The organism is Pseudoalteromonas sp. TAP-3C (assembly GCF_059888565.1).
Genome location: NZ_CM187618.1, coordinates 3,004,960 through 3,030,346, shown reverse-complemented (window position 1 = coordinate 3,030,346; position 25,387 = coordinate 3,004,960). Strand labels below are relative to the sequence as shown.

Annotated in this window: 23 protein-coding genes and 3 rRNA genes; 23 read left to right on the top strand and 3 right to left on the bottom strand. The window is 42.7% G+C overall.

All coding sequences use genetic code 11. The features are described 5' to 3' along the window. Positions 1 to 172 precede the first annotated feature (172 nt). Both AC6H44_RS14220 and AC6H44_RS14215 read left to right on the top strand, forming a co-directional pair. A complete protein-coding gene (locus AC6H44_RS14220; RefSeq protein WP_500736277.1) occupies positions 173 to 1,054 on the top strand; it encodes an ABC transporter ATP-binding protein in 882 nt (293 codons plus the stop codon). A 9-nt stretch (positions 1,055 to 1,063) separates the two neighbouring features. Next, entirely contained in the window at positions 1,064 to 4,642 is a 3,579-nt protein-coding gene (locus AC6H44_RS14215) for an ABC transporter permease/M1 family aminopeptidase (RefSeq protein ID WP_500736276.1), read from the top strand. A gap of 264 nt (positions 4,643 to 4,906) precedes the next feature. Here the strand turns inward: AC6H44_RS14215 and AC6H44_RS14210 are convergent, their stop codons facing one another. The 3 genes from AC6H44_RS14210 to AC6H44_RS14200 form a co-directional block, all read right to left on the bottom strand. After that, on the bottom strand, positions 4,907 to 5,584 hold the full coding sequence (locus tag AC6H44_RS14210) for a TorF family putative porin (RefSeq protein WP_500736275.1): 678 nt from the start codon (positions 5,582 to 5,584) through the stop codon (positions 4,907 to 4,909). Positions 5,585 to 5,602: 18 nt separating this feature from the next. Beyond that, the gene (locus AC6H44_RS14205) at positions 5,603 to 6,808 is read right to left on the bottom strand and encodes an IS4 family transposase (protein WP_500735106.1); all 1,206 of its coding nucleotides are present in this window, start codon (positions 6,806 to 6,808) and stop codon (positions 5,603 to 5,605) included. A gap of 393 nt (positions 6,809 to 7,201) precedes the next feature. Then, positions 7,202 to 8,365, bottom strand: a complete 1,164-nt coding sequence (locus AC6H44_RS14200; protein ID WP_500736274.1) for a hypothetical protein — start codon at positions 8,363 to 8,365, stop codon at positions 7,202 to 7,204. A 215-nt stretch (positions 8,366 to 8,580) separates the two neighbouring features. Here AC6H44_RS14200 and AC6H44_RS14195 point away from each other — a divergent pair, with 215 nt between their 5' ends. From AC6H44_RS14195 to rrf, 21 genes are all read left to right on the top strand, one after another. Further along, entirely contained in the window at positions 8,581 to 10,518 is a 1,938-nt protein-coding gene (locus AC6H44_RS14195) for an AsmA family protein (RefSeq protein WP_500738437.1), read from the top strand. Between the two features lie 274 nt (positions 10,519 to 10,792). Next, on the top strand, positions 10,793 to 11,161 hold the full coding sequence (gene rplN, locus AC6H44_RS14190; protein WP_011329449.1) for a 50S ribosomal protein L14: 369 nt from the start codon (positions 10,793 to 10,795) through the stop codon (positions 11,159 to 11,161). A gap of 10 nt (positions 11,162 to 11,171) precedes the next feature. Next, positions 11,172 to 11,486 (top strand): 50S ribosomal protein L24, encoded by a 315-nt coding sequence (gene rplX, locus AC6H44_RS14185; protein WP_394193988.1) that lies wholly within the window; start codon positions 11,172 to 11,174, stop codon positions 11,484 to 11,486. Between the two features lie 16 nt (positions 11,487 to 11,502). Then, the gene (gene rplE / locus AC6H44_RS14180; RefSeq protein ID WP_010392500.1) at positions 11,503 to 12,042 is read left to right on the top strand and encodes a 50S ribosomal protein L5; all 540 of its coding nucleotides are present in this window, start codon (positions 11,503 to 11,505) and stop codon (positions 12,040 to 12,042) included. Between the two features lie 10 nt (positions 12,043 to 12,052). Continuing rightward, complete coding sequence (rpsN, locus tag AC6H44_RS14175; protein ID WP_006794245.1) at positions 12,053 to 12,358, top strand: 30S ribosomal protein S14; 306 nt, start codon at positions 12,053 to 12,055, stop codon at positions 12,356 to 12,358. Positions 12,359 to 12,379: 21 nt separating this feature from the next. Then, a complete protein-coding gene (gene rpsH / locus AC6H44_RS14170; RefSeq protein ID WP_016899320.1) occupies positions 12,380 to 12,772 on the top strand; it encodes a 30S ribosomal protein S8 in 393 nt (130 codons plus the stop codon). A 13-nt stretch (positions 12,773 to 12,785) separates the two neighbouring features. Further along, entirely contained in the window at positions 12,786 to 13,319 is a 534-nt protein-coding gene (gene rplF / locus AC6H44_RS14165) for a 50S ribosomal protein L6 (protein ID WP_500736273.1), read from the top strand. A gap of 9 nt (positions 13,320 to 13,328) precedes the next feature. After that, positions 13,329 to 13,679: a 50S ribosomal protein L18 gene (rplR, locus tag AC6H44_RS14160; protein ID WP_500736271.1), complete on the top strand. Its 351-nt coding sequence runs from the start codon at positions 13,329 to 13,331 to the stop codon at positions 13,677 to 13,679. 9 nt (positions 13,680 to 13,688) lie between these two features. Continuing rightward, entirely contained in the window at positions 13,689 to 14,195 is a 507-nt protein-coding gene (gene rpsE, locus AC6H44_RS14155; RefSeq protein ID WP_008115387.1) for a 30S ribosomal protein S5, read from the top strand. A 3-nt stretch (positions 14,196 to 14,198) separates the two neighbouring features. Beyond that, the gene (gene rpmD / locus AC6H44_RS14150; protein ID WP_008115384.1) at positions 14,199 to 14,381 is read left to right on the top strand and encodes a 50S ribosomal protein L30; all 183 of its coding nucleotides are present in this window, start codon (positions 14,199 to 14,201) and stop codon (positions 14,379 to 14,381) included. Positions 14,382 to 14,385: 4 nt separating this feature from the next. Beyond that, positions 14,386 to 14,820 carry a 50S ribosomal protein L15 gene (gene rplO, locus AC6H44_RS14145; RefSeq protein WP_500736269.1) on the top strand — a complete coding sequence of 145 codons (435 nt, stop codon included), beginning with the start codon at positions 14,386 to 14,388 and terminating at the stop codon, positions 14,818 to 14,820. 10 nt (positions 14,821 to 14,830) lie between these two features. Further along, entirely contained in the window at positions 14,831 to 16,159 is a 1,329-nt protein-coding gene (secY, locus tag AC6H44_RS14140; protein ID WP_500736268.1) for a preprotein translocase subunit SecY, read from the top strand. Positions 16,160 to 16,181: 22 nt separating this feature from the next. Beyond that, the gene (gene rpmJ / locus AC6H44_RS14135; RefSeq protein ID WP_002959476.1) at positions 16,182 to 16,295 is read left to right on the top strand and encodes a 50S ribosomal protein L36; all 114 of its coding nucleotides are present in this window, start codon (positions 16,182 to 16,184) and stop codon (positions 16,293 to 16,295) included. A 125-nt stretch (positions 16,296 to 16,420) separates the two neighbouring features. Next, positions 16,421 to 16,777 carry a 30S ribosomal protein S13 gene (rpsM, locus tag AC6H44_RS14130; protein WP_500736267.1) on the top strand — a complete coding sequence of 119 codons (357 nt, stop codon included), beginning with the start codon at positions 16,421 to 16,423 and terminating at the stop codon, positions 16,775 to 16,777. Positions 16,778 to 16,789: 12 nt separating this feature from the next. Next, complete coding sequence (gene rpsK, locus AC6H44_RS14125) at positions 16,790 to 17,176, top strand: 30S ribosomal protein S11 (RefSeq protein ID WP_002959471.1); 387 nt, start codon at positions 16,790 to 16,792, stop codon at positions 17,174 to 17,176. Between the two features lie 21 nt (positions 17,177 to 17,197). Beyond that, positions 17,198 to 17,818 (top strand): 30S ribosomal protein S4, encoded by a 621-nt coding sequence (rpsD, locus tag AC6H44_RS14120; RefSeq protein WP_500736265.1) that lies wholly within the window; start codon positions 17,198 to 17,200, stop codon positions 17,816 to 17,818. Positions 17,819 to 17,842: 24 nt separating this feature from the next. Next, complete coding sequence (locus AC6H44_RS14115; protein WP_500736264.1) at positions 17,843 to 18,829, top strand: DNA-directed RNA polymerase subunit alpha; 987 nt, start codon at positions 17,843 to 17,845, stop codon at positions 18,827 to 18,829. Positions 18,830 to 18,868: 39 nt separating this feature from the next. After that, complete coding sequence (gene rplQ / locus AC6H44_RS14110; protein WP_500736262.1) at positions 18,869 to 19,270, top strand: 50S ribosomal protein L17; 402 nt, start codon at positions 18,869 to 18,871, stop codon at positions 19,268 to 19,270. Positions 19,271 to 20,155: 885 nt separating this feature from the next. Continuing rightward, positions 20,156 to 21,689 (top strand): 16S ribosomal RNA (locus AC6H44_RS14105). 297 nt (positions 21,690 to 21,986) lie between these two features. After that, positions 21,987 to 24,974, top strand: a 23S ribosomal RNA gene (locus tag AC6H44_RS14100). Positions 24,975 to 25,108: 134 nt separating this feature from the next. Further along, positions 25,109 to 25,223 (top strand): 5S ribosomal RNA (gene rrf, locus AC6H44_RS14095). Together the 16S, 23S and 5S rRNA genes form the textbook arrangement of a ribosomal RNA operon. Positions 25,224 to 25,387: the final 164 nt, after the last annotated feature.

The window sequence follows — 25,387 nt, the reverse complement described above, 5'->3', positions numbered from 1 at the left end:
TATTTTTAGAGAGTGTGGTTTTTATACTCAGAGGCTTATTCTTTGGCAAGTGTTATTAGGCAAATTACGGTTATTTATTGTTACAAAGTTAACCGGTTACTAAATTACGTTCCCGCTTTTAATATGGTATAAAGCAGTTTAAAAATAATATTTATAATTCAAGGAAGTAAAAATGCTCTCAATAACAGGGTTATCAAAAACCTACGACAACGGCGTACATGCACTGCAAGGTGTTGATTTATCAATTGGTAAAGGTATGTTTGGATTACTCGGCCCTAATGGAGCTGGTAAATCTTCACTTATGCGAACCATTGCTACTTTGCAATCTGCAGACACCGGTTTGGTTACTTTTGATGGTATTGATGTATTTAATGACCCACAAGCACTGCGTCAGCGTTTGGGTTACCTGCCACAAGATTTTGGTGTTTATCCGCGTGTAAGTGCCTATGACTTACTGGATCATATGGCTGTTTTAAAAGGTATTCACAACAAAACTGAGCGTAAAGAGTCGGTTGAAGGGTTGCTGGCGCACACTAACTTGTATCAACATCGTTCAAAAGCGGTAAGCGGTTTTTCGGGCGGAATGCGCCAGCGTTTTGGTATTGCACAAGCATTATTGGGCGACCCTGATTTATTAATTGTTGATGAGCCAACGGCAGGTTTAGATCCTGAAGAGCGTAATCGTTTTCACAACTTACTAGTGAGTTTAGGAGAACAAAAAGTAGTTATATTATCAACCCATATTGTTGAAGATGTAGCAGAGCTTTGCCCAAACATGGCCGTTTTAGCTGGCGGTAAAATTTTATTAGAAGGTAATCCAATCGCACTGACCGATAAACTGCAAGGGCAAATTTGGCGCAAGGCCATGAGCCAAGAAGAAGCGCAAGAGCTTGAATCACAGCTGCCTGTTATTTCAAAACGCTTATTTGCTGGGCAAACCATATTACATGTATTAGCAGAGCAAGCACCTGAGGGCTTTGAAGTGAGTAGCGCAAACCTAGAAGATGTGTATTTTTCTACGCTGCTTAATCATCGTAACAGCCAAGTAGCATAAGGGGGCGCTATGTTTTTTAATATGCTCGCGTTTGAGCTGCGCTATTTTGTGCGCCAACCTTCGTTTTATGTGACGTCGTTAATCTTCTTTTTTATGGCGTTTTTTATAAGCTCTAGTAGTAAGCTTCCGCTAGGTGGGGCTAATGTTCATATGAACTCGCCTTATACCATTATGGTTTTAACGGTTACCTTTTGTACGCTTGCTATGTTTTTAGTGGTTAACTTTGTTGCCAGCTCTGCTATTCGCAACAGTGAGAGCAAAATGGATGAGCTGGTGTTTAGTAAGCCCGTTAACCCTCTTGCTTATCAATCTGGGCGTTTTTTTGGTGCTTACTTGGTTGTGCTCGTTGTTTTTTTAACTGTGCCACTGGGTGTGTTTTTAGGATCGCAATTTGGTTTATTGGTTGGCTGGCTCGATAGTGAACTAGTAGGCCCAAACAAGCTAATATACTACGTCGCTCCTTATGTTTATTTGGCAATTCCTAGTTTACTGGTGCTTAGTGCTATTTTTAATAGTGTGGCCGTGTATTTTAAAACCATGATGGCGGTATATATTACAGCTGTAGTGATTTTTATAACCTATCAAATAGCGGGCATCTATTTTGATGATTTAGCATTTAGAAATATTGTTGTATACGCCGACCCATTCGGGTCAGGTTCGTTAATTGACTTAACGCGTTACTGGACTGTAAGTGATAAAAATACCGAAGTGTTAACGCTCTCGGGCGATTTTTTAATTAACCGTATTTTGTGGATAGCAATAAGTTTAGCGATGTTTTTTGGCCTCGGAAAGTTAGGTAATCGCGTCGTGGCTAAAAAACAAAAAAAACAATTTGCTGTATCTACGTTTGTAAAAAATAAACAAGCAGCACTTATTAGCAGCGCTAAAAACCACAAGTCAAAAGGTGTAAATACGCAATCGCAACTAGTAATGCGCAGTTTATTTGAACTTAAGCAAGTTATATTAAGTGCGCCTTTTATGATTTTAACCGGTGTAAGTATTACTATGTTGCTTGTGCCACTCTTTGCGCCTATTGGCGCGTATGGCACAACGGATTGGCCACTTACACAAAACATGGTGAGCATTATTCAAAACACCTCTAGTTTGTTTATGTTTATCATTATTGCTTATTACAGCGCAGAGCTGGTTTGGCGAGAACGCCACAGTGGTATGGGCGACATTGTTGACAGCTTCCCGGTTCATAACAGTGTGTTTTGGGTATCTAAAATTATCGCATTAATTACTGCAGTGTGTGGTCTTTATTTAGTAGGTATGATGTTTACCATTGCGGTGCAATTATTTAAGGGGCAATTTAATCTAGAGCTTGGTCAGTACTTATTTAGGTTAGGTTATCTTACATTACTGCCTTTAATTATGATGGCTATTTTGGCGTTCTTTTTACAAATAATTAGCCCTAATAAATATATAGGTATGGGGTTATTTATTCTGTATTACATTGCCCAAATGGTAATGGGTGCTTACGGATTTGAGCATCATATGTATCACTTTTCGCAAAGTAGTAGCGTACCGTATTCTGATATAAACGGTTACGGACACTTTTTACAAGGCGCGCATTGGTACACCCTATATTGGGGCGCATTAAGTGTATTTTTGACTATTGTTGGATTTGCTTTGTGGCATCGCGGCCCGTCGCAAACATTGCGTACTCGTTTATCTTTAATGCGTTACAACATGTCTTTAAAAGGTCAGATTGCTGCCGCTATCAGTTTATTAGTATTTGTGGGGGCGGGTTATAGCATTTATTACAATACCCGTGTGCTCAACGAATTTGTAACAAGTGATGATAACGAAACTCTACAAGTAAGGTATGAGCAAGAATTTTCACAATACAAAGATTTGCCACTCCCAGTAATAACCGATGTCAATTTACATATTGATATTTACCCTAAAAAGCGTGCATTAACCGCCGTTGCTAAAATTAAGTTTACTAATACCGCTAACGAGCCAATAACTCGTGTGTTAATTAACGAGCCTAACCACGCTAAAAGCTGGGATGTAAAAATGGCCGGCGGGAAAATAGTAGAGCGTTTGTCAGAATTTGACATGGTATGGTTTGAGTTTGAACAACCGCTAATGCCTAATGAAGTACGCGAAGGTGAGCTTTCAGTTTCTCGCGAGCATAACGGTTTTGTTGATAGATATTCAGATACTCAGCTGGTGTATAACGGTACTTTTATAAATAATGGAGAGTTATTACCGAATTTTGGTTATCAAAAGTATTTTCAAATTGCGGATAAGTATGAGCGTCGTAAGCACGATTTACCCGAACTTGAGCGTGCACATAAACTAGAAGATAGCCGCTATTATACGCAAAATGAGTTTGGCCCTGCTAATGGGTTTATAAGCTACAAGGCAACGGTAACCACCGATGAGTCGCAATTTGCTATTACACCTGGTTACTTAAAAAGTGAGAGTGTAAAAGACGGGCGCCGTACTTTTGTTTATGAAATGGATTCCCCTATTTTAAACTTTTATTCTGTGCTTTCGGCTGAGCTTGAAAGCAAAAAGGTTGAGTATAACGGTGTAAACATTGAAGTGTACTACCACAAAGATCATGCATGGAATGTTGACCGCATGATTGAGTCGGTACAAGATTCGATAGATTACTATACGCAAGCATTTGGCCCGTATCAGCATAAACAGCTGCGTATTATTGAGTTTCCTAAATATCGCTCATTTGCACAAAGTTTTGCTAATACAGTGCCTTACTCAGAAAGTATTGGTTTTGTTACAGATTTAAGGGATGAGAGTAAAGTTGACCTACCTTATTATGTAACCGCACATGAAGTGGCGCACCAATGGTGGGGACATCAAGTATCAGGTGCTAATGTAGAGGGCAGTGCCGTTATATCAGAAACGCTCTCTCAATACAGTGCGCTTATGGTGCTAAAAAAACGCTTTGGCGCCGAGAAGCTACGTAAGTTTTTAAAATACGAGCTAGACAAATACTTAATGGGCCGTACAGGGGAGGCGTTTGAAGAAATGCCGCTGTATAAAACGCAGGCTCAGCAGTATCTTCACTATAATAAAGGCTCAGTTGTGATGATGGCGCTATATGATCGCTTAGGTGAAAAACGTTTAAATGCAGCACTTAAAGCATTTTTGAATGAGTTTAAATACCAATCAACGCCATATCCAACCACACTCGATTTATTGAGTTATTTAAAACAAGATGCAACAAAAGCAGAGCAACGCTTTATTGACGATCAGTTTAAATATATAACGCTTTATGAGCTTGAAATGAAACAGGTATCGGTTACAGATAGCACTGATAACCAAGGCTTTTACACGGTAACCCTGAGTGTTGAAGCAACTAAACAGCGGGCCGATGGTCAAGGTGAAGAAACCGAGCAACCACTTGATGAGTTGATTGATATTGCCTTATTTAGTGACAACCCAGAAAACTTACTCGCTAAAGATTTTGTAATTTACTCACAAAAGCATCAAATAGTGTCTGGTACAAATACCATTGAACTCAAAGTAAAAGAAAAACCAATGTACGCAGGAGTAGACCCGTACATTAAGCTTGTAGATAAAGACAATAAAAATAACTTAGCTAAGTTTTAACGTAAGTTATTTATTTAAAGGCCGCCGCATTTAGTGCGGCCTTTTTGTTTTAGCGAATTAGTATAAAAAAGCTTATTTGAAACAGAGAAAATAATACCAATGCGGAAAGATTTAACAGCAACGAGGTAGTTGTTGATCAACCAAGGCGGATAATATAATTGGGCGCTTTAGAAGCTAATCTTAGAGGGAGTTATGAGTATTTAGCCCCCCTAAACGAAAAAGGGCCTTTCGGCCCTTAGTGTTGCAGCAAGTAACACATTCTTTTTATAAGCTAAAGTCTACAGCGTAGGTTACATAAGCTTTAACATCTGAGCCGTCCATGTCGTTATCTGATAAGCCAAAAGTAAAACCATCTTTAGAAACGGATATGCCATAATCAATAATATTGTCATCACCGATGAAATCACCCGAGTAATGACCTATGTGTAGCGTCATTTCAGTGCCATTACTACCAACAGCAAAACTGTAATCGGCGTTTAAATACAGTGAATTACCAAAATCAGTACCGTCGCCACTGGCAGCAGATGTTGCAAGTACGGCTGCACCAAATGTAAAACCGTGCACACTAATGCTGCCGTAAACTTCTGAAAAATCAGCATCGGCACCTGATGCCGCATCTGGGTAAGCGTAATAAATATACCCTACGTCATAACTTACGTTTTCATTAATAGCGCCGCCAAAACCGGCGTATAAGTCTAGTTCGTAGGTCATTTCATCGGCCCAAGACGCATTTGACGCCCACGTACCCGCATAAAAGCCCGATTCATTGGCGTAATCAATACCGCCAGATACTGCGGCATCGCCCCCTGTTTGTTCCTGTCCGCGCCATAAGTAGTTAGAAGTCGCTGCTGCATTTGCTGTTACTTCGGCAAAGGTCGTTGTTGATGTCATTCCTGTTAATGCCAATGCACTGATGAGTATTGTTTTTTGTAGTTTTAGCACTGAGAGATCCCCACGAATTTAGCCTAAATTATCAATTTGTATAGTCAGAAGTGACAACTGGCTATACACATAAATAATGAACTGCCCATCAGGCTCATACCTAGGATCATCAACCACTTCTTTGCCAAGATAAATATAGGACAATACTCGTCGTTTTTTCTCTGTATTCGCTTGTAATGCCGCATCCCCTTGTTGTGCCGACACGGTGTACCCTATGCACCATAAGACAAACAACATTAACGCCGCTATGAGCAATAAATTATCAAACCTTTCTGCGCTTCTTGAATTTGCAAAGGCTAAACTAATGCCAAGTTTTGCATTCTTAGTGTCTCTGAAACTTTCTTCTATTTGCATACGTTGTTTATATAAAGTCACAATCCGTTGAGGCTTATCTGTAAATTGTGTAGGTAAATTAAACACAAGTAGCCAAGGCTCTTTGGCCTTTTGTTGTTGGTATTTAACCGTTGTACATTGAGATTGCCCACCCCGTTTTTTGATTTTTTTACGTCCCTTGTTTTTCCCTCTAAACAAAACACCTTGGCACGCGAAACGAACTGTTTTTCCGTAGTAAATCTGTGTCAGAAGGTGTGGTTTATCTGTTGCTTGCTCAAACCATGATTTACAATTTCGCCATGTCTCAAGGTCGCTAGATAAGGTCACATTGCCTCTGACGCGCCCAAGCCAATACCAGCCTTTATCTTCTATGGCTTTAAACCATGGCGTTCTAAAAATAGCATCAGATAAAATAATAGGCTGACAATCTGCAGGTAAACACTGTGCCAAGCTATCGAGTAAGTGTTGATGAGCCGCTTCGGTATTTAATTCGCTTTCAGGATACACTTTTTCATAGAGCGTTAACGCTCTTCCCCCCATTGGTATGCTTGCCCTGAGCACTTGAAATATTTCGCCGCCATTAATAGGTGACCAGTCAACGATAATAAGTGGGTGTTGTTGCTGGCCTACTAAGCATTCGGTCATATGTTCATAGAAACAAAGACGTTCTTGATGCAGGTTAGCATTACCAATCAAACGGTCTGCGCGTTTAATATCATGTTTTTTATCGGTATTAGAAAATGATTTTAATCCGCGGCCTAGGTAAGTGACAGTAACGCGCTGGTCACGCAAGCCTGAGTTAACAAACGTAAAGACTGTATTTAAACGTGTTTTATGAATTTCAGGGTAGGCAATGGCAATATCTTTGTGTAATATTTCGGTGGCTTTCATGATTATGAGTGAGTTTTTTTATAGTGAAAAAATTTGATCACAAATAATCATGAGAGTCTACCATTAATTTTTATTTTGTGGGGATTCGTCAGGTTTTAGCATGTTTCATTTCCCATTGTATGATTTTGCACGCCAAGGTTTTTATTATAAACGGCTACAACCTTTTGAATGGCGGCGTATTACTGCGTTACTGCAAGGGGAATTGCACTGTATGTGCCAGATTGAATTTATTCGCATATAAATTGTTTTTGTTTTATAAAACAATGCGTTGAAAATAATGTGAGGAAGGTATAAAAAAGTGATTATTTAGAAGGTTCACTTTGCTGGTGCAAAAGGAAGCCCAGCTGCACCATCAAAGCGCTGCTAGGCTAATTGGGTTTGCTTGTTGATTAATCAACCAAAAATGGTGCGCATTAGGGTAATTGTTTCGTTTACGCCGCGGCCCTTTTGTACTTCGCTAATAATAGAGTCACGCTTAGCACGAATATGCTCTGGAATATCATCAGCAGCAAGTGCGCGGTCTACTAATATTTCAGCCGATTCCTTTCCTCTACGCTTTGCTTTACCGGTACTCGACGTGTTACGTGTAGGTTTATTAAGTAATTTAATATAGTTTGAGTTATCAGCAGTATTTGTATCTGCGTAATAAAAAAAGCAAGGTATAAGTGCTTTAATACTTACTAGTTTTTCTTCCAGTTCATTACCAGCACTAGCCATTTTAAACCACGACATAGCGTGAATACTTTGCACTATATCTTGCCAGTAACGCTCAAAGTCGCGGTTATTTAATTTAGTGGTACCTAAAGCAGAACAAAGTGCATCTAAACGACTATTGCTCAGCGGTGTAAATACATCAGGGCGGCGCATTGCAAGTAGTCGAGTTGCAGGCGCCAGTGTTGGTTTTTCATCACTGTCATTAAATGCATCTAAGTAGGCAATTACAAATTGTTGATAATCACTTTGTGCTACATCACCCTCAAGTGGGATATTGCTAAGAGCGTCATCAAATGAACCGGGTAGGTCGGCGAGCATTTGATGAAAGCCTTTGGCACTTTTGGTAGAAGCAAACCATTCCACATCAAAGTTATAGGTACTTGGATTGAGGGATGCCATATGCTTGCCGCTAAAAGCGAGTAAATCTTCAGGGCTCATCTCTTTTAATGGTTGCTCACGTAGGCCTGCAATATAAGCAGTTAAACGTAACTGCTCATCTAGCGCTACAAGTTCTTTATGTTGCTCAACAAACATACTTACTACTGGCCAAGGTGCTACTCGTAATGTTTTTAACTGTAGAAAGCTAATAGCTGAAATGAGCTGATCGTGTAATTTTTTTAATAAGGGAAGTTGTTTCTTTTCAAGTAAATCGTAATTAATGCGATCTTTGCTTGCGCTTAGCAGTTCGTAACACCAACCTAAAAAATCATCTGGGTGGTTTTCTACTTTCACGGCCATTAAGTTTAGGCTTAGCTCTGAAGATTGCTTCAGAATGTTTTGATAAATATGGTTTTCTTGCTCGCCTAATGCCATTTTTGACGGTGAAATTAGCAGTTTTTTCATGCTTTGTAGACTCTCCAATTAGATATATTTTTTAGTCGCTTCATTTTAGCTTATTTAGGCTAAATACAACAGAGGAGCGTATCATACCTAACAATTGAGGGAATGTAATCATGCTCTTCAATTTCAAAAAAGTAGGCTTTTCGTTATTGGGCAATGCTTTTAGTGCTAACTCCCGCTATGATAAGAACATTATTTACCTATTTGAAAGGATGATCATGAAGACCTTATTTAAAGTTATTGGTGTCATATTATTGCTATGTATAGCGTTAATTGTTGCTGCACCATTTCTAATTCCTACCGATACCATTTTTACTAAAGTGTCTGAGCAGGTAGAAAAGACAACCGGGCGGACATTAACGATAAAGGGGGATAAAACCCTCAGTGTATTCCCTGCATTAAAATTAGAGCTAAATGACGTGCATTTTGCCAACATGAAAACGGGCTCTCGCGCTGATATGGCAAGCATGCAGCAACTTGCCGTTCATATTCCTTGGTTGTCATTACTCGGTGGTGAGCTACAGCTAGAAAAGTTTGTTATTAATGAGCCTGATATTCTGCTCGAAACCGATAAAAATGGTAAAGCAAACTGGCAATTATTTGATGCAGTAGCCAAGCAACCTGAGCAACAAACTCAATCGGGCGGGGCGGTCAAATTACCTGAAAACTTTGATATTCAATTAGGTGAGGTTGCCATATATGGCGGGTCATTTACCTATTTAGATGGTCAAACGGGTGCTAAACAGCAAGTTAACGATTTAGAATTAGCTATATTACTGCCTTCATTGCGTAAACGACTCGAAGTCACGGGTGGTATTACTTATATGCAAGAGCGCTTTGAGCTTGATGTAAAACTTGATACACCAGCAAAAATCATTGAAGGTACTGCATTTAATGTAAAGCAAACGCTTGACTCGCGCTTAGTTAATTTAGACTTTGATGGCAGCATAGCCAAACAAGGGCAAGACATTAAAGGATTATTAACGCTTAATGGTGAGTCGGTTAAAAATATCGCTAACTGGCAAGGTATAGAATTAAACGCAAAAGATAATGCGTTTAACGCCTTTAGTATCAATGCCGAAATACACTTGCTCGGTGAAGAGTTTAACCTAACTGAATTAGTTGCAACGCTCGATGCACTCGAGATTAAAGGTAAAAGTAAGTTGAATTTGGGTAATCGTGTAGCGCTCAATGCTGAGATTAACCTAGGGATGCTTGATTTAAACCCTTACTTACCAAAAACCGTAGCAAAAAATGAAGCCCCAGCAAAAGAGGAATCTAAGCCTGCAGAACCCATTGTATGGGATGATACTAACATTGATTTAAGTGGCTTAAATGCATTAGATGCAAATGTGATTGTGCGTTCAAGTGGATTAAAAGTGAACGACATTAAATTAGGCGCTAACCAATTTACCGTGGCACTTAAAAATAGCATAGCTAAAGTAAGCTTAGATAGCTTTGCCGCTTATGAGGGAACAGGTAAAGGAGAAATTACTGTTAATGCCCAAAATAGACCTTATAAAATAGCGACCCGCTTTGACTTAGACAAAATAGATGCACAGCCATTACTTACTGATGCAGCAGGCTTTGATAAATTAATGGGAAAAGGCGCTTTAAACTGGAATTTAACGACAGCAGGGCAAAGCCAAAAAACCTTTATTAATGGTTTAAATGGCAAACTTGGGTTTAACTTTGCTGATGGTGCAGTTAAAGGGGCAAACGTTGCGCAAATGGTACGTAAGGGCAAAGAGCTAATTAAAGGCAACTTAAATGCCGCATCTGAAGGGTTAAATACAGGGTTTGAAGAATCAGAAAAAACCGATTTTTCGGCACTTTCGGGAAGCTTTAATTTTAGCAATGGCGTAGGTAAAAATACCGACTTGTCACTAATCAGCCCGTTGATACGCATATCAGGTGAAGGAGACGTTGATTTACCACAAACGTTAGTTAATTACCGATTAGTAACCGGTGTAGTTGACTCCATTGAAGGCCAAGGCACTACTGATGACAGTACGGGCTTTAAAATTCCTCTACGGATAAAAGGTCCATTCCATGATGTGGGCATAAAATTAGATGTAAGCAGCGCACTTAAAGATGAAGCAAAAGAAAAAGCCAAGGACAAAATTAAGGATAAGTTAAAAGGCTTGTTTGGCTGATTTATATTTTTGATACAAACAAGGCACGGTAAAAAGGCCTTGTTTGTTTTATAAACAGTAGTAACTTAAAGCTAATAGCCCAAATAACCTGATTTTAATTCAGCATCGCTATTTAAATTAATTAAAAAATAACCTACCACTCCCCCCTCAATGCTGATACAATTGCCCGCCCTTAAGAGACATCTAATATGTTTTTTGAGTGGTTTTTAACCTAAATGTCTTGATTTTAAACCAATTTAAGACAGTTGTAATAACTACACCGGAGGTCATTAACATGATCCAAATGCAAACTCAGCTGGAAGTTGCTGATAACAGCGGCGCTCGCAAAGTGCAGTGTATAAAAGTCCTTGGTGGTTCACACCGTCGCTATGCAGCGATTGGCGATATCATTAAAGTTTCTGTAAAAGAAGCGATTCCTCGCGGTAAAGTGAAGAAAGGTGATGTTAAAAACGCGGTAGTTGTGCGTACCAAAAAAGGCGTTCGTCGTCCAGACGGTTCATTAATCCGTTTTGACAGCAATGCGGCTGTTATCTTAAATGATAACTTGCAGCCTATTGGTACTCGTATTTTCGGCCCTGTGACTCGCGAACTTCGTAATGATAAGTTCATGAAAATCGTTTCACTAGCCCCAGAAGTACTGTAAGGAGTCTATCATGGCAGCAAAAATCCGTCGTGATGACGAAGTCATCGTACTAGCAGGTAAAGACAAAGGTAAGCGCGGTAAAGTGCTTTCAGTTGTAACCGAGTCTGGTCGAGTATTTGTCGAAGGCATTAACTTAATCAAGAAACACCAAAAGCCGGTTCCACAAATGAACCAAGCTGGCGGTATTGTTGAGAAAGAAGCGTCTATCGACGTATCAAACGTTGCGATCTACAACTCGGAAACGAGTAAAGCAGATCGTGTAGGTTTCAAGATTGAAGATGGTAAGAAATTACGTATCTTTAAATCTACTGGTAAAACTATCTAATAGTTGGAGTAGAATGATGGCGAAACTGCATGAAGTATATAAAGACAAAGTAGTTGCTGAGCTTCAAGAGAAGTTTGGTTTCAGCTCTGTCATGCAAGTCCCTCAGATCGAAAAGATCACATTGAACATGGGTGTAGGCGAAGCCTTAGCTGATAAGAAAATTTTAGATAACGCTGTTGCGGATCTAGAAGCTATTTCTGGTCAGAAACCTTTAATCACTAAAGCACGCAAATCTGTTGCTGGCTTCAAAGTGCGTGAAGGCTACCCGATTGGTTGTAAAGTAACCCTACGCGGCGAGCGTATGTGGGACTTTTTTGAGCGTTTGGTTTCAATCGCTATCCCACGTATCCGTGACTTCCGTGGTGTAAGTGCTAAGTCTTTTGATGGACGTGGTAACTACAGCATGGGCGTACGTGAACAAATCATCTTCCCAGAAATTGATTATGATAAAGTAGACCGTGTACGCGGTATGGATATCACAATCACTACATCTGCGAAATCAGATGAGGAAGGCCGTGCGTTGTTAGAAGCGTTTAACTTCCCATTCAAGAAATAAGGGTAGGGTTATGGCAAAGAATTCTATGAAAGCGCGCGAAGCAAAGCGCACTAAACTAGTTGCTCAGTACGCTGAAAAGCGTGCAGCACTAAAAGCTATCATCAGTGATGTAAATACATCTGAAGATGATCGTTGGGACGCGGTACTTAAGCTACAAGCTTTACCTCGTGATTCTAGCCCTGCACGTCAACGTAATCGTTGTAACATTACGGGCCGCCCACATGGTTTCCTTCGCAAATTCGGCATGAGCCGTATTAAAGTTCGCGAAGCAGCTATGCGCGGTGAAATTCCTGGCCTTAAAAAGGCTAGCTGGTAATAGAATCATGGGAGTAAGACTATGAGCTTGCAAGATCCTATCGCGGATTTATTTACACGAATCCGTAACGGTCAGTCAGCGAAAAAAGTATCTGTAACGATGCCTAATTCAAAACTGAAAGTAGCAGTAGCTAATGTATTAAAAAATGAAGGTTACATCGCAGACTTTTCAGTAAGTGGTGATGTAAAACCTGAGCTTTCTATCGAGTTGAAGTACTTCGAAGGCAAAGCTGTTATTGAAAATATCCAGCGTGTAAGTCGCCCTGGTCTACGTATCTACAAGAGACGTGACGAATTACCAAAGGTAATGGGTGGTTTAGGTATCGCTATCGTATCAACTTCTAAAGGCCTAATGACAGACCGCGCAGCACGTAGTGCAGGCGTTGGTGGTGAAATCATTGGTTTTGTAGCTTAATCGGAGGGGAACTATGTCTCGCATAGCAAAGGCACCAATAAACGTTCCTGCCGGTGTAGAAGTTACATTAAAAGGCCAGGAAATCACAGTTAAAGGCAAAAACGGTGAACTTACTCGTACCATCAACAACGCAGTTGAAGTACAAGTTAACGACAACGTTATTACAACTTTACCTCGTGAAGGCGTAGCCAATGCATGGGCACAAGCAGGTACTGCTCGCGCTCTAATCAACAATATGATTGTTGGTACGCATGAAGGTTACGAGAAGAAACTTCAGTTAGTAGGTGTTGGTTACCGTGCTGCAGCTAAGGGCAAAGTTTTAGACTTAACTCTTGGTTTCTCGCACCCAGTTAATTTTGCAGTTCCTGAGGGAATTACAATTGAAACTCCAAGCCAAACAGAAGTTCTAGTTAAGGGCGTAGATAAGCAGTTAGTTGGTCAAACAGCTGCTAACATTCGTGCATACCGTAAACCTGAGCCTTATAAAGGTAAAGGTGTTCGTTATTCAGATGAGAATGTACGCCGTAAAGAGGCTAAGAAGAAGTAAGGTAAGACGATGGATAAAAAAACAGCTCGTCTACGTCGTGCTAAACGCACTCGTAGAAATTATATTGAACAAGGCACAACGCGTCTTGTTATCCACCGCACGCCACGTCACATTTACGCTCAAGTTGTAAACGCTGAGGGTAATGTACTGGCTGCTGCTTCTACTGTTGAGAAAGTTATTAGCGAAACAGTTAAAGGCACAGGCAACGTTGCAGCTGCGCAAGCAGTGGGTAAAGCGGTTGCTGAACGTGCGGCTGACAAAGGCATTGAAAAACTTGCTTTTGATCGCAGTGGCTTTAAATATCACGGCCGTGTGAAGGCGCTAGCTGATGCTGCGCGTGAAGCCGGTTTGCAATTCTAGGAGTAGACAATGGCTAACGTAGAAGCAAAGCAACAACAGCCTGATTTAGCTGAAAAGTTAATCGCGGTGAACCGTGTGTCTAAGGTAGTTAAAGGTGGTCGTATCTTTAGCTTTACTGCACTAACTGTAGTTGGTGATGGCGCAGGTAAAGTAGGTTTTGGTTATGGTAAAGCACGTGAAGTTCCAGCTGCTATTCAAAAAGCAATGGAAAAAGCACGTCGTAACATGATCAACGTAGACCTAAATGGCAACACATTACAGCATCCTGTTAAAGGACGTCATGCTGGCTCACAAGTGTTTATGAAACCAGCCTCTGAAGGTACTGGTATCATTGCAGGTGGTGCTATGCGTGCAGTACTTGAAGTGACTGGTGTGCAGAACGTACTTTCTAAATGTTACGGTTCTACTAACCCGATCAACGTTGTACGTGCAACGATCTCAGCTCTTGAGAACATGAATTCTCCTCAGTCGATCGCTGCAAAACGTGGTCTTCGAGTAGATGAGATTTTGGGGTAAACCATGGCTAATAAAACTGTAAAAGTAACACAAGTAAAAAGCTCTATCGGTCGTTTACCGAAGCATAAAGCTACATTACGCGGTCTTGGTTTACGTCGTATCAATCACACTGTTGAGTTAGAAGACACAGCATGTGTGCGTGGTATGATTAACCAGGTTTATTACATGGTTAAGGTAGAGGGGTAATTCGATGCATTTGAATACACTTTCACCTGCTGCAGGTTCAAAAACTGCTCCAAAACGTGTTGGTCGTGGTATCGGTTCTGGTCTTGGTAAGACTGCTGGCCGTGGTCACAAAGGTCAAAAATCACGTTCTGGCGGTAAAGTACGCGTTGGTTTTGAGGGCGGTCAAATGCCTATGCAACGTCGTCTACCTAAGTTTGGTTTCACTTCTCGCAAATCGTTAGTATCTGCAGAAATAAACCTATACGAAATCGCTAAAGTTGAAGGCGATGTGGTAGACCTAAGCGCGTTACAAGCAGCTGGTCTAGTTAAAAAGAACGTTCTGTTCGTTAAAGTTGTTAAATCTGGCGAAGTTTCACGCGCTGTTACCGTTAAAGGCCTTAAGGCTTCTAAAGGTGCACGCGAAGCTATCGAAGCTGCCGGAGGCAAGGTAGAAGACTAAGGAAGTACTAATGGCTAAACCAGGTCAAGATAAACAAAGTGCACAAGGTGGACTTTCGGAATTGAAGCGCCGATTACTCTTCGTATTAGGTGCTATCATAATATACCGTCTAGGTTCATTTGTGCCGATCCCTGGGATTGACGCCGCTGTACTTGCCGATTTCTTCGAGCAACAAAAGGGCACCATTGTTGAGATGTTCAACATGTTTAGCGGTGGTGCGCTTGAGCGAGCTTCAGTGTTAGCACTGGGTATCATGCCGTATATCTCGGCTTCGATTATTACGCAACTATTAACGCATATGTATCCGCCGTTTATAGAGCTTAAGAAAGAAGGTGAGCAAGGGCGTAAAAAGATAAGCCAGTACACACGCTATGGCACGCTTGTGCTTGCTACTATCCAATCAATCGGTATTGCTACTAGCTTACCGGGCATGATGAACGGGTTAGTTGTTAACCCAGGTATGGGTTTCTATTTCACCGCAGTGGTGAGCTTAGTAACGGGTACTATGTTTCTTATGTGGTTGGGCGAACAGATAACAGAACGTGGTATTGGTAACGGTATCTCAGTTCTAATATTTGTTGGTATTGTAGCTAACCTGCCGTCTGCTATTGGTTCGACAGCCGAAATGGCGCGCCAAGGTGATTTGAATGTTTTTGTACTGTTGATGGTTGCGGTTATAGTATTTGCTGTTACTTATCTTGTTGTATTTTTTGAACGTGGTCAACGACGCATCGTTGTTAACTACGCCAAGCGTCAACAAGGTCGTCAGGTCTTTGCTGCTCAAAGCACGCATTTACCTCTGAAAGTAAATATGGCAGGTGTTATTCCACCAATCTTTGCTAGCAGTATAATTCTGTTCCCTGGTACAATTGCAAGCTGGTTCGGCCAGGGTGAAGGTCCGGTTGCTGATGTGCTACAATCAGTTGCTACAGCGTTGACTCCAGGTCAGCCCTTGTATGCGATGGTTTTAGCTGCGGCTATCATCTTCTTCTGCTTTTTCTACACAGCGTTGGTTTTTAACCCACGTGAAACAGCAGACAACCTGAAGAAATCTGGCGCATTTATCCCAGGTATTCGTCCAGGTGAGCAGACATCTAAATACATTGATAAAGTGATGACACGCCTGACATTGGCAGGTGCTTTGTATATAACCTTTATCTGTCTGGTGCCCGAATTCATGACTATGGCATGGCAAACGCCATTCTATTTCGGCGGTACATCAATTTTGATTATCGTTGTTGTAATCATGGACTTTATGGCACAAGTACAGACTCATCTGATGTCTCATCAGTATGATTCTGTGCTGAAAAAAGCGAACCTTAAAGGCTACGGTCGATAAGGTCAGTTTACGGAGTTGAGCAATGAAAGTACGTGCTTCCGTTAAGAAAATATGCCGTAACTGTAAAGTTATTAAACGTGCTGGTGTAGTACGCGTAATTTGCAGTGAGCCTAAGCATAAGCAAAGGCAAGGCTAAGTAAACAGTCGTGCAGGCTGAGGTTTCTCGGCCTGTGTTTTTAGTTGTGATTTGGTCCTCGTTTGAGTATCCTTACGGGCTTTTCAAACAGATGATTACCAAATTCAAATATAGGAGATGTGTTAGTGGCCCGTATCGCTGGCATTAACGTCCCTGATCATAAACATGCAGTTATTGGTTTAACAGCTATTTATGGCATAGGTAAGACTCGCTCTAAGGCTATCTTAGAAGCGACTGGTATCGCCGAGACCACAAAAATCGGTGAACTTTCAGACGAAAAACTTGATGTACTGCGTGAAGCAGTTGGCAAGTACACTGTTGAAGGTGATCTTCGTCGTGAAGTTACTTTAAATATCAAGCGCCTTATGGATCTTGGTTGTTATCGTGGCCTACGTCACCGTCGCTCTTTACCACTTCGTGGTCAAAGAACAAAGACTAACGCGCGTACCCGTAAGGGTCCTCGTAAGCCTATTAAGCGATAAGGGGATAGTAAAATGGCTAAGACACCAATTCGTCGTAAAAAGGTTAAAAAACAAGTTGCTGATGGTATGGCTCATGTTCATGCTTCTTTCAACAACACTATTGTAACAATTACCGACCGTCAAGGTAATGCATTATCATGGGCTACTGCCGGTGGTTCAGGTTTCCGTGGTTCACGTAAATCAACACCATTTGCTGCTCAGGTTGCTGCAGAGCGTGCAGGTACTGCTGCTCAAGAATACGGTTTAAAAAATCTAGAAGTTTTCATTAAAGGTCCAGGTCCAGGTCGTGAATCTGCTGTACGTGCTTTGAATGCTGCTGGTTACCGTATTACCAACATTACTGACGTGACGCCAATACCACACAATGGTTGTCGTCCACCGAAGAAACGTCGCGTTTAACAATAGGTTAGGAGAAATAACATGGCAAGATATTTGGGCCCTAAGCTCAAGCTGAGTCGTCGTGAAGGTACTGACCTGTTCCTTAAGAGCGGCGTAAGAGCTATCGACTCTAAGTGTAAACTTGAGACTGCACCTGGTCAGCATGGCGCTCGTAAAGGTCGCTTATCTGATTACGGTTTACAATTACGTGAAAAGCAAAAAGTACGTCGTATTTACGGTGTATTAGAAAAGCAATTCCGTAACTACTACAAAGAAGCTGCTCGCCTTAAAGGTAATACAGGTGAAAACTTGTTACAGCTTTTAGAGCAACGTTTAGACAATGTTGTGTATCGCATGGGATTTGCTAGCACACGCGCTGAAGCACGTCAGTTAGTAAGTCACAAAGCGGTTCTAGTTAATGGTCGTGTTGTGAATATTCCTTCATACGTAATTGCTCCAGAAGATACTGTGGTAATTCGTGAGAAGTCTAAAACACAAGCACGTATCATCGCTGCTCTAGAGTTGGCTGAGCAACGTGAAAAGCCGACTTGGGTTGAAGTTGACGGTAAAAAACTGGAAGGTAGCTTTAAGCGCCTACCTGAGCGTTCAGACCTGTCTGCGGACATTAATGAACAACTAATCGTCGAACTTTACTCTAAGTAAAGTTAAGAGTTAAGAGAGGATAAAATGCAGGGTTCTGTTACAGAATTTCTAAAACCAAGATTAGTCGATATCGACGCTATCAACCCAACGCGTTCTAAAGTAGTTTTAGAACCACTTGAGCGTGGTTTTGGCCACACTTTGGGTAATGCCTTACGCCGTATACTGTTATCGTCTATGCCTGGATGTGCAGTAACCGAAGTTGAAATCGACGGTGTATTGCATGAGTACAGCGCGAAAGAAGGCGTACAAGAAGACATCATTGAAATACTACTAAACCTTAAAGGTCTAGCGGTAACGTTAGAAGGCAAAGATGAAGTTTTTCTGACCCTGGCTAAATCTGGTGTAGGCCCTGTGACTGCGGCAGATATTCAGCACGATGGCGATGTAACAATTGCTAATCCAGATCACGTTATTTGTAATTTAACTACAAGTAACAGCGAGATCAGCATGCGTATTCGTGTTGAGCGTGGTCGTGGTTATGTGCCAGCATCTAGTCGTTTATCCTCTGATGACGATGAGCGTCCAATTGGTCGATTGCTGCTTGATGCATCATTCAGCCCAGTTGAACGAATTGCGTACTCGGTTGAATCAGCCCGTGTTGAGCAACGTACAGACCTAGACAAGTTAATCATTGATATGGAAACAAACGGCACTATCGATCCTGAAGAGGCGATCCGTCGTGCGTCGACTATCTTAGCTGAGCAATTAGATGCATTCGTAGATTTACGTGATGTAACTGAGCCAGAAGAGAAAGAAGAGAAGCCAGAATTCGATCCTATTCTACTTCGTCCAGTTGATGATCTTGAACTAACAGTACGTTCAGCAAACTGTTTGAAAGCCGAGCAAATTCAATATATCGGTGATTTAGTTCAGCGAACTGAGGTTGAGCTTCTTAAAACACCTAACTTAGGTAAGAAGTCTCTAACTGAAATTAAAGACGTGCTAGCTTCACGTGGTCTTTCTCTAGGTATGCGCCTAGAAAATTGGCCACCTGCAAGCCTAGCTGAATAATCTAAATCACTATATTAGTTTAGTTAGAAGGATAGGGTCATGCGCCATCGTAAGAGTGGTCGTCAATTAAACCGTAACAGTAGCCATCGTAAAGCGATGTTTAGCAATATGGCAGGTTCTTTGGTGAAACATGAAATCATCAAAACTACTTTGCCTAAAGCGAAAGAGTTACGCCGTGTAATTGAACCTTTAATCACACTGGCTAAGACTGACAGCGTAGCAAATCGCCGTTTAGCATTTGCCCGCACGCGTGATAATGAAGTAGTTGGTAAATTGTTCAGTGAAATCGGTCCTCGCAATACAGACCGCCCAGGTGGTTACACTCGTATTCTTAAGTGTGGCTTCCGTTCTGGTGATAATGCACCAATGGCTTATATTGAACTAGTTGGTCGCCCAGCGACTAGCGAAGAAGTTCAAGAAGACGCACAGTCTGCAGAGTAAGTCTTTAAAGAGACACCAAAAAGCCGAGCTTATGCTCGGCTTTTTAATGCCTAAAATTTATTACACAGTAAAAAAGGCATGATAAGTTCTACTCAATTTGCTTTACCATTAAAAAACACCAGCACCCAAATTAATAAAGGTAGCCTACCTTATTAGGCGACAATTAACTTGGCCGGTTCGCGATAACCAGGTTGACTGGTTTTAGTAAGCTTCAGATATATCAATTCAACAGAGATAGATATGTCTGGAAAATCCATAACTAAATAACAGGTTAATTTATATATGTCTTATCGTAAGGATCATAAAAAAATAATTTATGACATGACTTAAAGCTAAATATGCTTGAGTTTAGTTGTCTTTTTAAACGTTTAGTTGTAATTTTGTGCGAACAGTCATTTATTTCAAGTTTTCTTCAAAAAAAGGTTGATCTGTTTTTGGATCTCCCTATAATGCGACCCCACTGAGACGGCAGAGCAGGCAACGCTTAAGCTGCACAAGCTAATCAGTTAGTCGAGTAAAACTTGAGTTTAGAATTTTTCGGAAATTTTAATTTAAGTGTTGACAAAAAAAGTGGAAAGCGTAATATGCGCAGCCCTAGCGAGATAAAGTTTAACGCTTTAATCGCAGCGCTCTTTAACAATATAAAGCAATCATCTGTGTGGGCACTCGTACAGATTGAGTTCTAACAGCCAAACTTAGTTTACTAAGTAAGGCAAAAAATTTAGAGTCTCAATGTGTTTTCTCGAAAGAGAAACTGAGTGACCAACAGAAGTAACTTATTTATAAGTTGCTTCGGCACAGTCAATTCAATATCGAAAGATATTAAATAAATTCAGAATTCATTGAGCAGTCTCATCTCTTAATTGAGTGGGAAGAAAAAACTTTTAATTGAAGAGTTTGATCATGGCTCAGATTGAACGCTGGCGGCAGGCCTAACACATGCAAGTCGAGCGGTAACATTTCTAGCTTGCTAGAAGATGACGAGCGGCGGACGGGTGAGTAATGCTTGGGAACATGCCTTGAGGTGGGGGACAACAGTTGGAAACGACTGCTAATACCGCATAATGTCTACGGACCAAAGGGGGCTTCGGCTCTCGCCTTTAGATTGGCCCAAGTGGGATTAGCTAGTTGGTGAGGTAATGGCTCACCAAGGCGACGATCCCTAGCTGGTTTGAGAGGATGATCAGCCACACTGGGACTGAGACACGGCCCAGACTCCTACGGGAGGCAGCAGTGGGGAATATTGCACAATGGGCGCAAGCCTGATGCAGCCATGCCGCGTGTGTGAAGAAGGCCTTCGGGTTGTAAAGCACTTTCAGTCAGGAGGAAAGGGTGTGAGTTAATACCTCACATCTGTGACGTTACTGACAGAAGAAGCACCGGCTAACTCCGTGCCAGCAGCCGCGGTAATACGGAGGGTGCGAGCGTTAATCGGAATTACTGGGCGTAAAGCGTACGCAGGCGGTTTGTTAAGCGAGATGTGAAAGCCCCGGGCTCAACCTGGGAACTGCATTTCGAACTGGCAAACTAGAGTGTGATAGAGGGTGGTAGAATTTCAGGTGTAGCGGTGAAATGCGTAGAGATCTGAAGGAATACCGATGGCGAAGGCAGCCACCTGGGTCAACACTGACGCTCATGTACGAAAGCGTGGGGAGCAAACAGGATTAGATACCCTGGTAGTCCACGCCGTAAACGATGTCTACTAGAAGCTCGGGTCCTCGGACTTGTTTTTCAAAGCTAACGCATTAAGTAGACCGCCTGGGGAGTACGGCCGCAAGGTTAAAACTCAAATGAATTGACGGGGGCCCGCACAAGCGGTGGAGCATGTGGTTTAATTCGATGCAACGCGAAGAACCTTACCTACACTTGACATACTCAAAAGGCGAAAGAGATTTTGCTGTGCCTTCGGGAATTGAGATACAGGTGCTGCATGGCTGTCGTCAGCTCGTGTTGTGAGATGTTGGGTTAAGTCCCGCAACGAGCGCAACCCCTATCCTTAGTTGCTAGCAGGTAATGCTGAGAACTCTAAGGAGACTGCCGGTGATAAACCGGAGGAAGGTGGGGACGACGTCAAGTCATCATGGCCCTTACGTGTAGGGCTACACACGTGCTACAATGGCGCATACAGAGTGCTGCGAACCTGCGAAGGTAAGCGAATCACTTAAAGTGCGTCGTAGTCCGGATTGGAGTCTGCAACTCGACTCCATGAAGTCGGAATCGCTAGTAATCGCGTATCAGAATGACGCGGTGAATACGTTCCCGGGCCTTGTACACACCGCCCGTCACACCATGGGAGTGGGTTGCTCCAGAAGTAGATAGTCTAACCTTAGGGAGGACGTTTACCACGGAGTGATTCATGACTGGGGTGAAGTCGTAACAAGGTAGCCCTAGGGGAACCTGGGGCTGGATCACCTCCTTATACGATTTAGAACTTATTTGTTCGACGTGTCCACACAGATGAATGTTTATAAATCTCGCTGCGCGATGCGAAGCAGATTTTATTGCTCTTTAAAAATTTGGAAAAGCTGATAATAAAATTCGTATGAATAACATTGTTATTTGTACAGAGTTTTCAAAAGTAAAAAAGAATGATAGCAGTATCATTCAGTGCCATTTAATGAACGTTTCGTTTGTTGATTGGTATCTACTTTAGTATTCAATATTAACTTCTGGCGAAGTTAAACTGTCACACAACAAAGACCCGTTTGGGTTGTATGGTTAAGTGACTAAGCGTACACGGTGGATGCCTTGGCAGTTGGAGGCGATGAAGGACGTATTAACTTGCGATAAGCCTAGTCAAGCTAGTAAAAAGCACTTGAGACTAGGATTTCCGAATGGGGAAACCCACCTGCTTGCAGGTATCGTTAACTGAATACATAGGTTAACGAGGCGAACGCGGAGAACTGAAACATCTAAGTACCCGTAGGAAAAGAAATCAACCGAGATTCCGAGAGTAGCGGCGAGCGAAATCGGAACAGCCCTTAAGCTTATTATGTGTTAATGGAAGGTCGCTGGAAAGCGCCACGATACAGGGTGATAGTCCCGTACATGAAAACGCATTTTAAGTGAAATCGAGTAGGTCGGAGCACGTGAAACTTTGACTGAATATAGGTGGACCATCATCTAAGGCTAAATACTCCCAACTGACCGATAGTGAACCAGTACCGTGAGGGAAAGGCGAAAAGAACCCCTGTGAGGGGAGTGAAATAGAACCTGAAACCGTGTACGTACAAGCAGTAGGAGCCTACTTGTTAGGTGACTGCGTACCTTTTGTATAATGGGTCAGCGACTTATATTTTGTAGCGAGGTTAACCGATTAGGGAAGCCGTAGGGAAACCGAGTCTTAACTGGGCGAATAGTTGCAAGGTATAGACCCGAAACCCGGTGATCTAGCCATGGGCAGGTTGAAGATTGAGTAACATCAATTGGAGGACCGAACCCACTAACGTTGAAAAGTTAGGGGATGACCTGTGGTTAGGAGTGAAAGGCTAATCAAACCGGGAGATAGCTGGTTCTCCCCGAAATCTATTTAGGTAGAGCCTCGGACGAATACTTACGGGGGTAGAGCACTGTTAAGGCTAGGGGGTCATCCCGACTTACCAACCCTTTGCAAACTCCGAATACCGTAAAGTACTATCCGGGAGACACACGGCGGGTGCTAACGTCCGTCGTGAAGAGGGAAACAACCCAGACCGCCAGCTAAGGTCCCCAAGTCATAGTTAAGTGGGAAACGATGTGGAAAGGCCCAGACAGCCAGGAGGTTGGCTTAGAAGCAGCCATCCTTTAAAGAAAGCGTAATAGCTCACTGGTCGAGTCGGTCTGCGCGGAAGATGTAACGGGGCTAAACTATGCACCGAAGCTGCGGATTTGAGCATACCACCCAAGCTATTTTGATTAACGTTGACAGCGCGAAGCGCCCAGCGTTCAAGCGTCACCTAAACGTGAGTCGATGATGATAGAGATAGTTTCGGGGTATGCTCAAGTGGTAGGGGAGCGTTCTGTAAGCGGTTGAAGGTGTGCCGGGAGGCATGCTGGACGTATCAGAAGTGCGAATGCTGACATGAGTAACGATAATGCGGGTGAAAAACCCGCACGCCGGAAGACCAAGGGTTCCTATCCCATGTTAATCAGGGTAGGGTAAGTCGACCCCTAAGGCGAGGCCGAAAGGCGTAGTCGATGGGAAACGGATTAATATTTCCGTACTTGGTATAATTGCGATGGGGGGACGGAGCAGGCTAAGCAAGCATGGCGTTGGTAGTCCATGTGAAAGTGAGTAGGGCGTTTGTTTAGGTAAATCCGGACAAACATTAAACCTGAGACACGAGACGAGTCACTACGGTGATGAAGTTGCTGATGCCATACTTCCAGGAAAAGCCTCTAAGCTTCAGATTATACCGAATCGTACCCCAAACCGACACAGGTGGTCAGGTAGAGAATACTAAGGCGCTTGAGAGAACTCGGGTGAAGGAACTAGGCAAAATCGTACCGTAACTTCGGGAGAAGGTACGCTCCGATGGGTGACGGGACTTGCTCCCTGAGCTAATTGGAGCCGCAGTGACCAGGTGGCTGGGACTGTTTATTAAAAACACAGCACTGTGCAAAATCGCAAGATGACGTATACGGTGTGACACCTGCCCGGTGCCGGAAGGTTAATTGATGGGGTTATCTTCGGAGAAGCTCTTGATCGAAGCCCCGGTAAACGGCGGCCGTAACTATAACGGTCCTAAGGTAGCGAAATTCCTTGTCGGGTAAGTTCCGACCTGCACGAATGGTGTAACCATGGCCACGCTGTCTCCACCCGAGACTCAGTGAAATTGAAATCGCAGTGAAGATGCTGTGTACCCGCGGCTAGACGGAAAGACCCCGTGAACCTTTACTACAGCTTGGCACTGAACATTGAACCTACATGTGTAGGATAGGTGGGAGACTTAGAAGCAGAGACGCTAGTTTTTGTGGAGTCGACCTTGAAATACCACCCTTGTAGTTTTGATGTTCTAACGTTGGCCCCTGAATCGGGGTTACGGACAGTGCCTGGTGGGTAGTTTGACTGGGGCGGTCTCCTCCCAAAGAGTAACGGAGGAGCACGAAGGTTGGCTAAGTACGGTCGGACATCGTACGGTTAGTGTAATGGTAGAAGCCAGCTTAACTGCGAGACAGACACGTCGAGCAGGTACGAAAGTAGGTCATAGTGATCCGGTGGTTCCAAATGGAAGGGCCATCGCTCAACGGATAAAAGGTACTCCGGGGATAACAGGCTGATACCGCCCAAGAGTTCATATCGACGGCGGTGTTTGGCACCTCGATGTCGGCTCATCACATCCTGGGGCTGAAGTCGGTCCCAAGGGTATGGCTGTTCGCCATTTAAAGTGGTACGCGAGCTGGGTTTAGAACGTCGTGAGACAGTTCGGTCCCTATCTGCCGTGGGCGTTTGAGAATTGAGAGGGGTTGCTCCTAGTACGAGAGGACCGGAGTGAACGAACCGCTGGTGTTCGGGTTGTCATGCCAATGGCATTGCCCGGTAGCTACGTTCGGAACTGATAAGCGCTGAAAGCATCTAAGCGCGAAGCAGGCCTCGAGATGAGTTCTCACTAGACTTTTAAAGTCTCTGAAGGGCCGTTGAAGACTACAACGTTGATAGGCAAGGTGTGGAAGCATGGTGACATGTTAAGCTAACTTGTACTAATTACCCGTGAGGCTTAACCATACAACGCCAAACGCGTTTTATGTGATAGTTTAAGCGCAGAAGTTAATATAACTAAAGTAGATTTACGATACTCTTTATTATCAGAATTCCAAATTTTAGTTAGTGCGTATTAGTACGAACTAACACCAAATTTGCTTGGTGACAATAGCGTTTTGGACCCACCTGACCCCATGCCGAACTCAGTAGTGAAACGAAACAGCGCCGATGATAGTGTAGCATTTGCTATGTGAAAGTAGGACATTACCAGGCTCCAAACATGAGAAACCCGTTGCAGCAATGTAGCGGGTTTTTTGTTGTTTGTGATTTAATAAAAATAGCCAAGAGCCCAAGCCGAACTCAGTAGTGGCCGCTCTTGCACATCCTGTGCTCCACGGCATTTGTATTCCTATACATCAAACAAAACAGCGCGAAGG

What these genes read in the sequence shown, in the direction of transcription:
- AC6H44_RS14220 (WP_500736277.1), top strand. Translation starts at nt 173, where the DNA reads ATGCTCTCAATAACAGGGTTATCAAAAACCTACGACAACGGCGTACAT.
- AC6H44_RS14215 (WP_500736276.1), top strand. Translation starts at nt 1,064, where the DNA reads ATGTTTTTTAATATGCTCGCGTTTGAGCTGCGCTATTTTGTGCGCCAA.
- AC6H44_RS14205 (WP_500735106.1), bottom strand. Translation starts at nt 6,808, where the DNA reads ATGAAAGCCACCGAAATATTACACAAAGATATTGCCATTGCCTACCCT.
- AC6H44_RS14200 (WP_500736274.1), bottom strand. Translation starts at nt 8,365, where the DNA reads ATGAAAAAACTGCTAATTTCACCGTCAAAAATGGCATTAGGCGAGCAA.
- AC6H44_RS14195 (WP_500738437.1), top strand. Translation starts at nt 8,581, where the DNA reads ATGAAGACCTTATTTAAAGTTATTGGTGTCATATTATTGCTATGTATA.
- rplN (WP_011329449.1), top strand. Translation starts at nt 10,793, where the DNA reads ATGATCCAAATGCAAACTCAGCTGGAAGTTGCTGATAACAGCGGCGCT.
- rplX (WP_394193988.1), top strand. Translation starts at nt 11,172, where the DNA reads ATGGCAGCAAAAATCCGTCGTGATGACGAAGTCATCGTACTAGCAGGT.
- rplE (WP_010392500.1), top strand. Translation starts at nt 11,503, where the DNA reads ATGGCGAAACTGCATGAAGTATATAAAGACAAAGTAGTTGCTGAGCTT.
- rpsN (WP_006794245.1), top strand. Translation starts at nt 12,053, where the DNA reads ATGGCAAAGAATTCTATGAAAGCGCGCGAAGCAAAGCGCACTAAACTA.
- rpsH (WP_016899320.1), top strand. Translation starts at nt 12,380, where the DNA reads ATGAGCTTGCAAGATCCTATCGCGGATTTATTTACACGAATCCGTAAC.
- rplF (WP_500736273.1), top strand. Translation starts at nt 12,786, where the DNA reads ATGTCTCGCATAGCAAAGGCACCAATAAACGTTCCTGCCGGTGTAGAA.
- rplR (WP_500736271.1), top strand. Translation starts at nt 13,329, where the DNA reads ATGGATAAAAAAACAGCTCGTCTACGTCGTGCTAAACGCACTCGTAGA.
- rpsE (WP_008115387.1), top strand. Translation starts at nt 13,689, where the DNA reads ATGGCTAACGTAGAAGCAAAGCAACAACAGCCTGATTTAGCTGAAAAG.
- rpmD (WP_008115384.1), top strand. Translation starts at nt 14,199, where the DNA reads ATGGCTAATAAAACTGTAAAAGTAACACAAGTAAAAAGCTCTATCGGT.
- rplO (WP_500736269.1), top strand. Translation starts at nt 14,386, where the DNA reads ATGCATTTGAATACACTTTCACCTGCTGCAGGTTCAAAAACTGCTCCA.
- secY (WP_500736268.1), top strand. Translation starts at nt 14,831, where the DNA reads ATGGCTAAACCAGGTCAAGATAAACAAAGTGCACAAGGTGGACTTTCG.
- rpmJ (WP_002959476.1), top strand. Translation starts at nt 16,182, where the DNA reads ATGAAAGTACGTGCTTCCGTTAAGAAAATATGCCGTAACTGTAAAGTT.
- rpsK (WP_002959471.1), top strand. Translation starts at nt 16,790, where the DNA reads ATGGCTAAGACACCAATTCGTCGTAAAAAGGTTAAAAAACAAGTTGCT.
- rpsD (WP_500736265.1), top strand. Translation starts at nt 17,198, where the DNA reads ATGGCAAGATATTTGGGCCCTAAGCTCAAGCTGAGTCGTCGTGAAGGT.
- AC6H44_RS14115 (WP_500736264.1), top strand. Translation starts at nt 17,843, where the DNA reads ATGCAGGGTTCTGTTACAGAATTTCTAAAACCAAGATTAGTCGATATC.
- rplQ (WP_500736262.1), top strand. Translation starts at nt 18,869, where the DNA reads ATGCGCCATCGTAAGAGTGGTCGTCAATTAAACCGTAACAGTAGCCAT.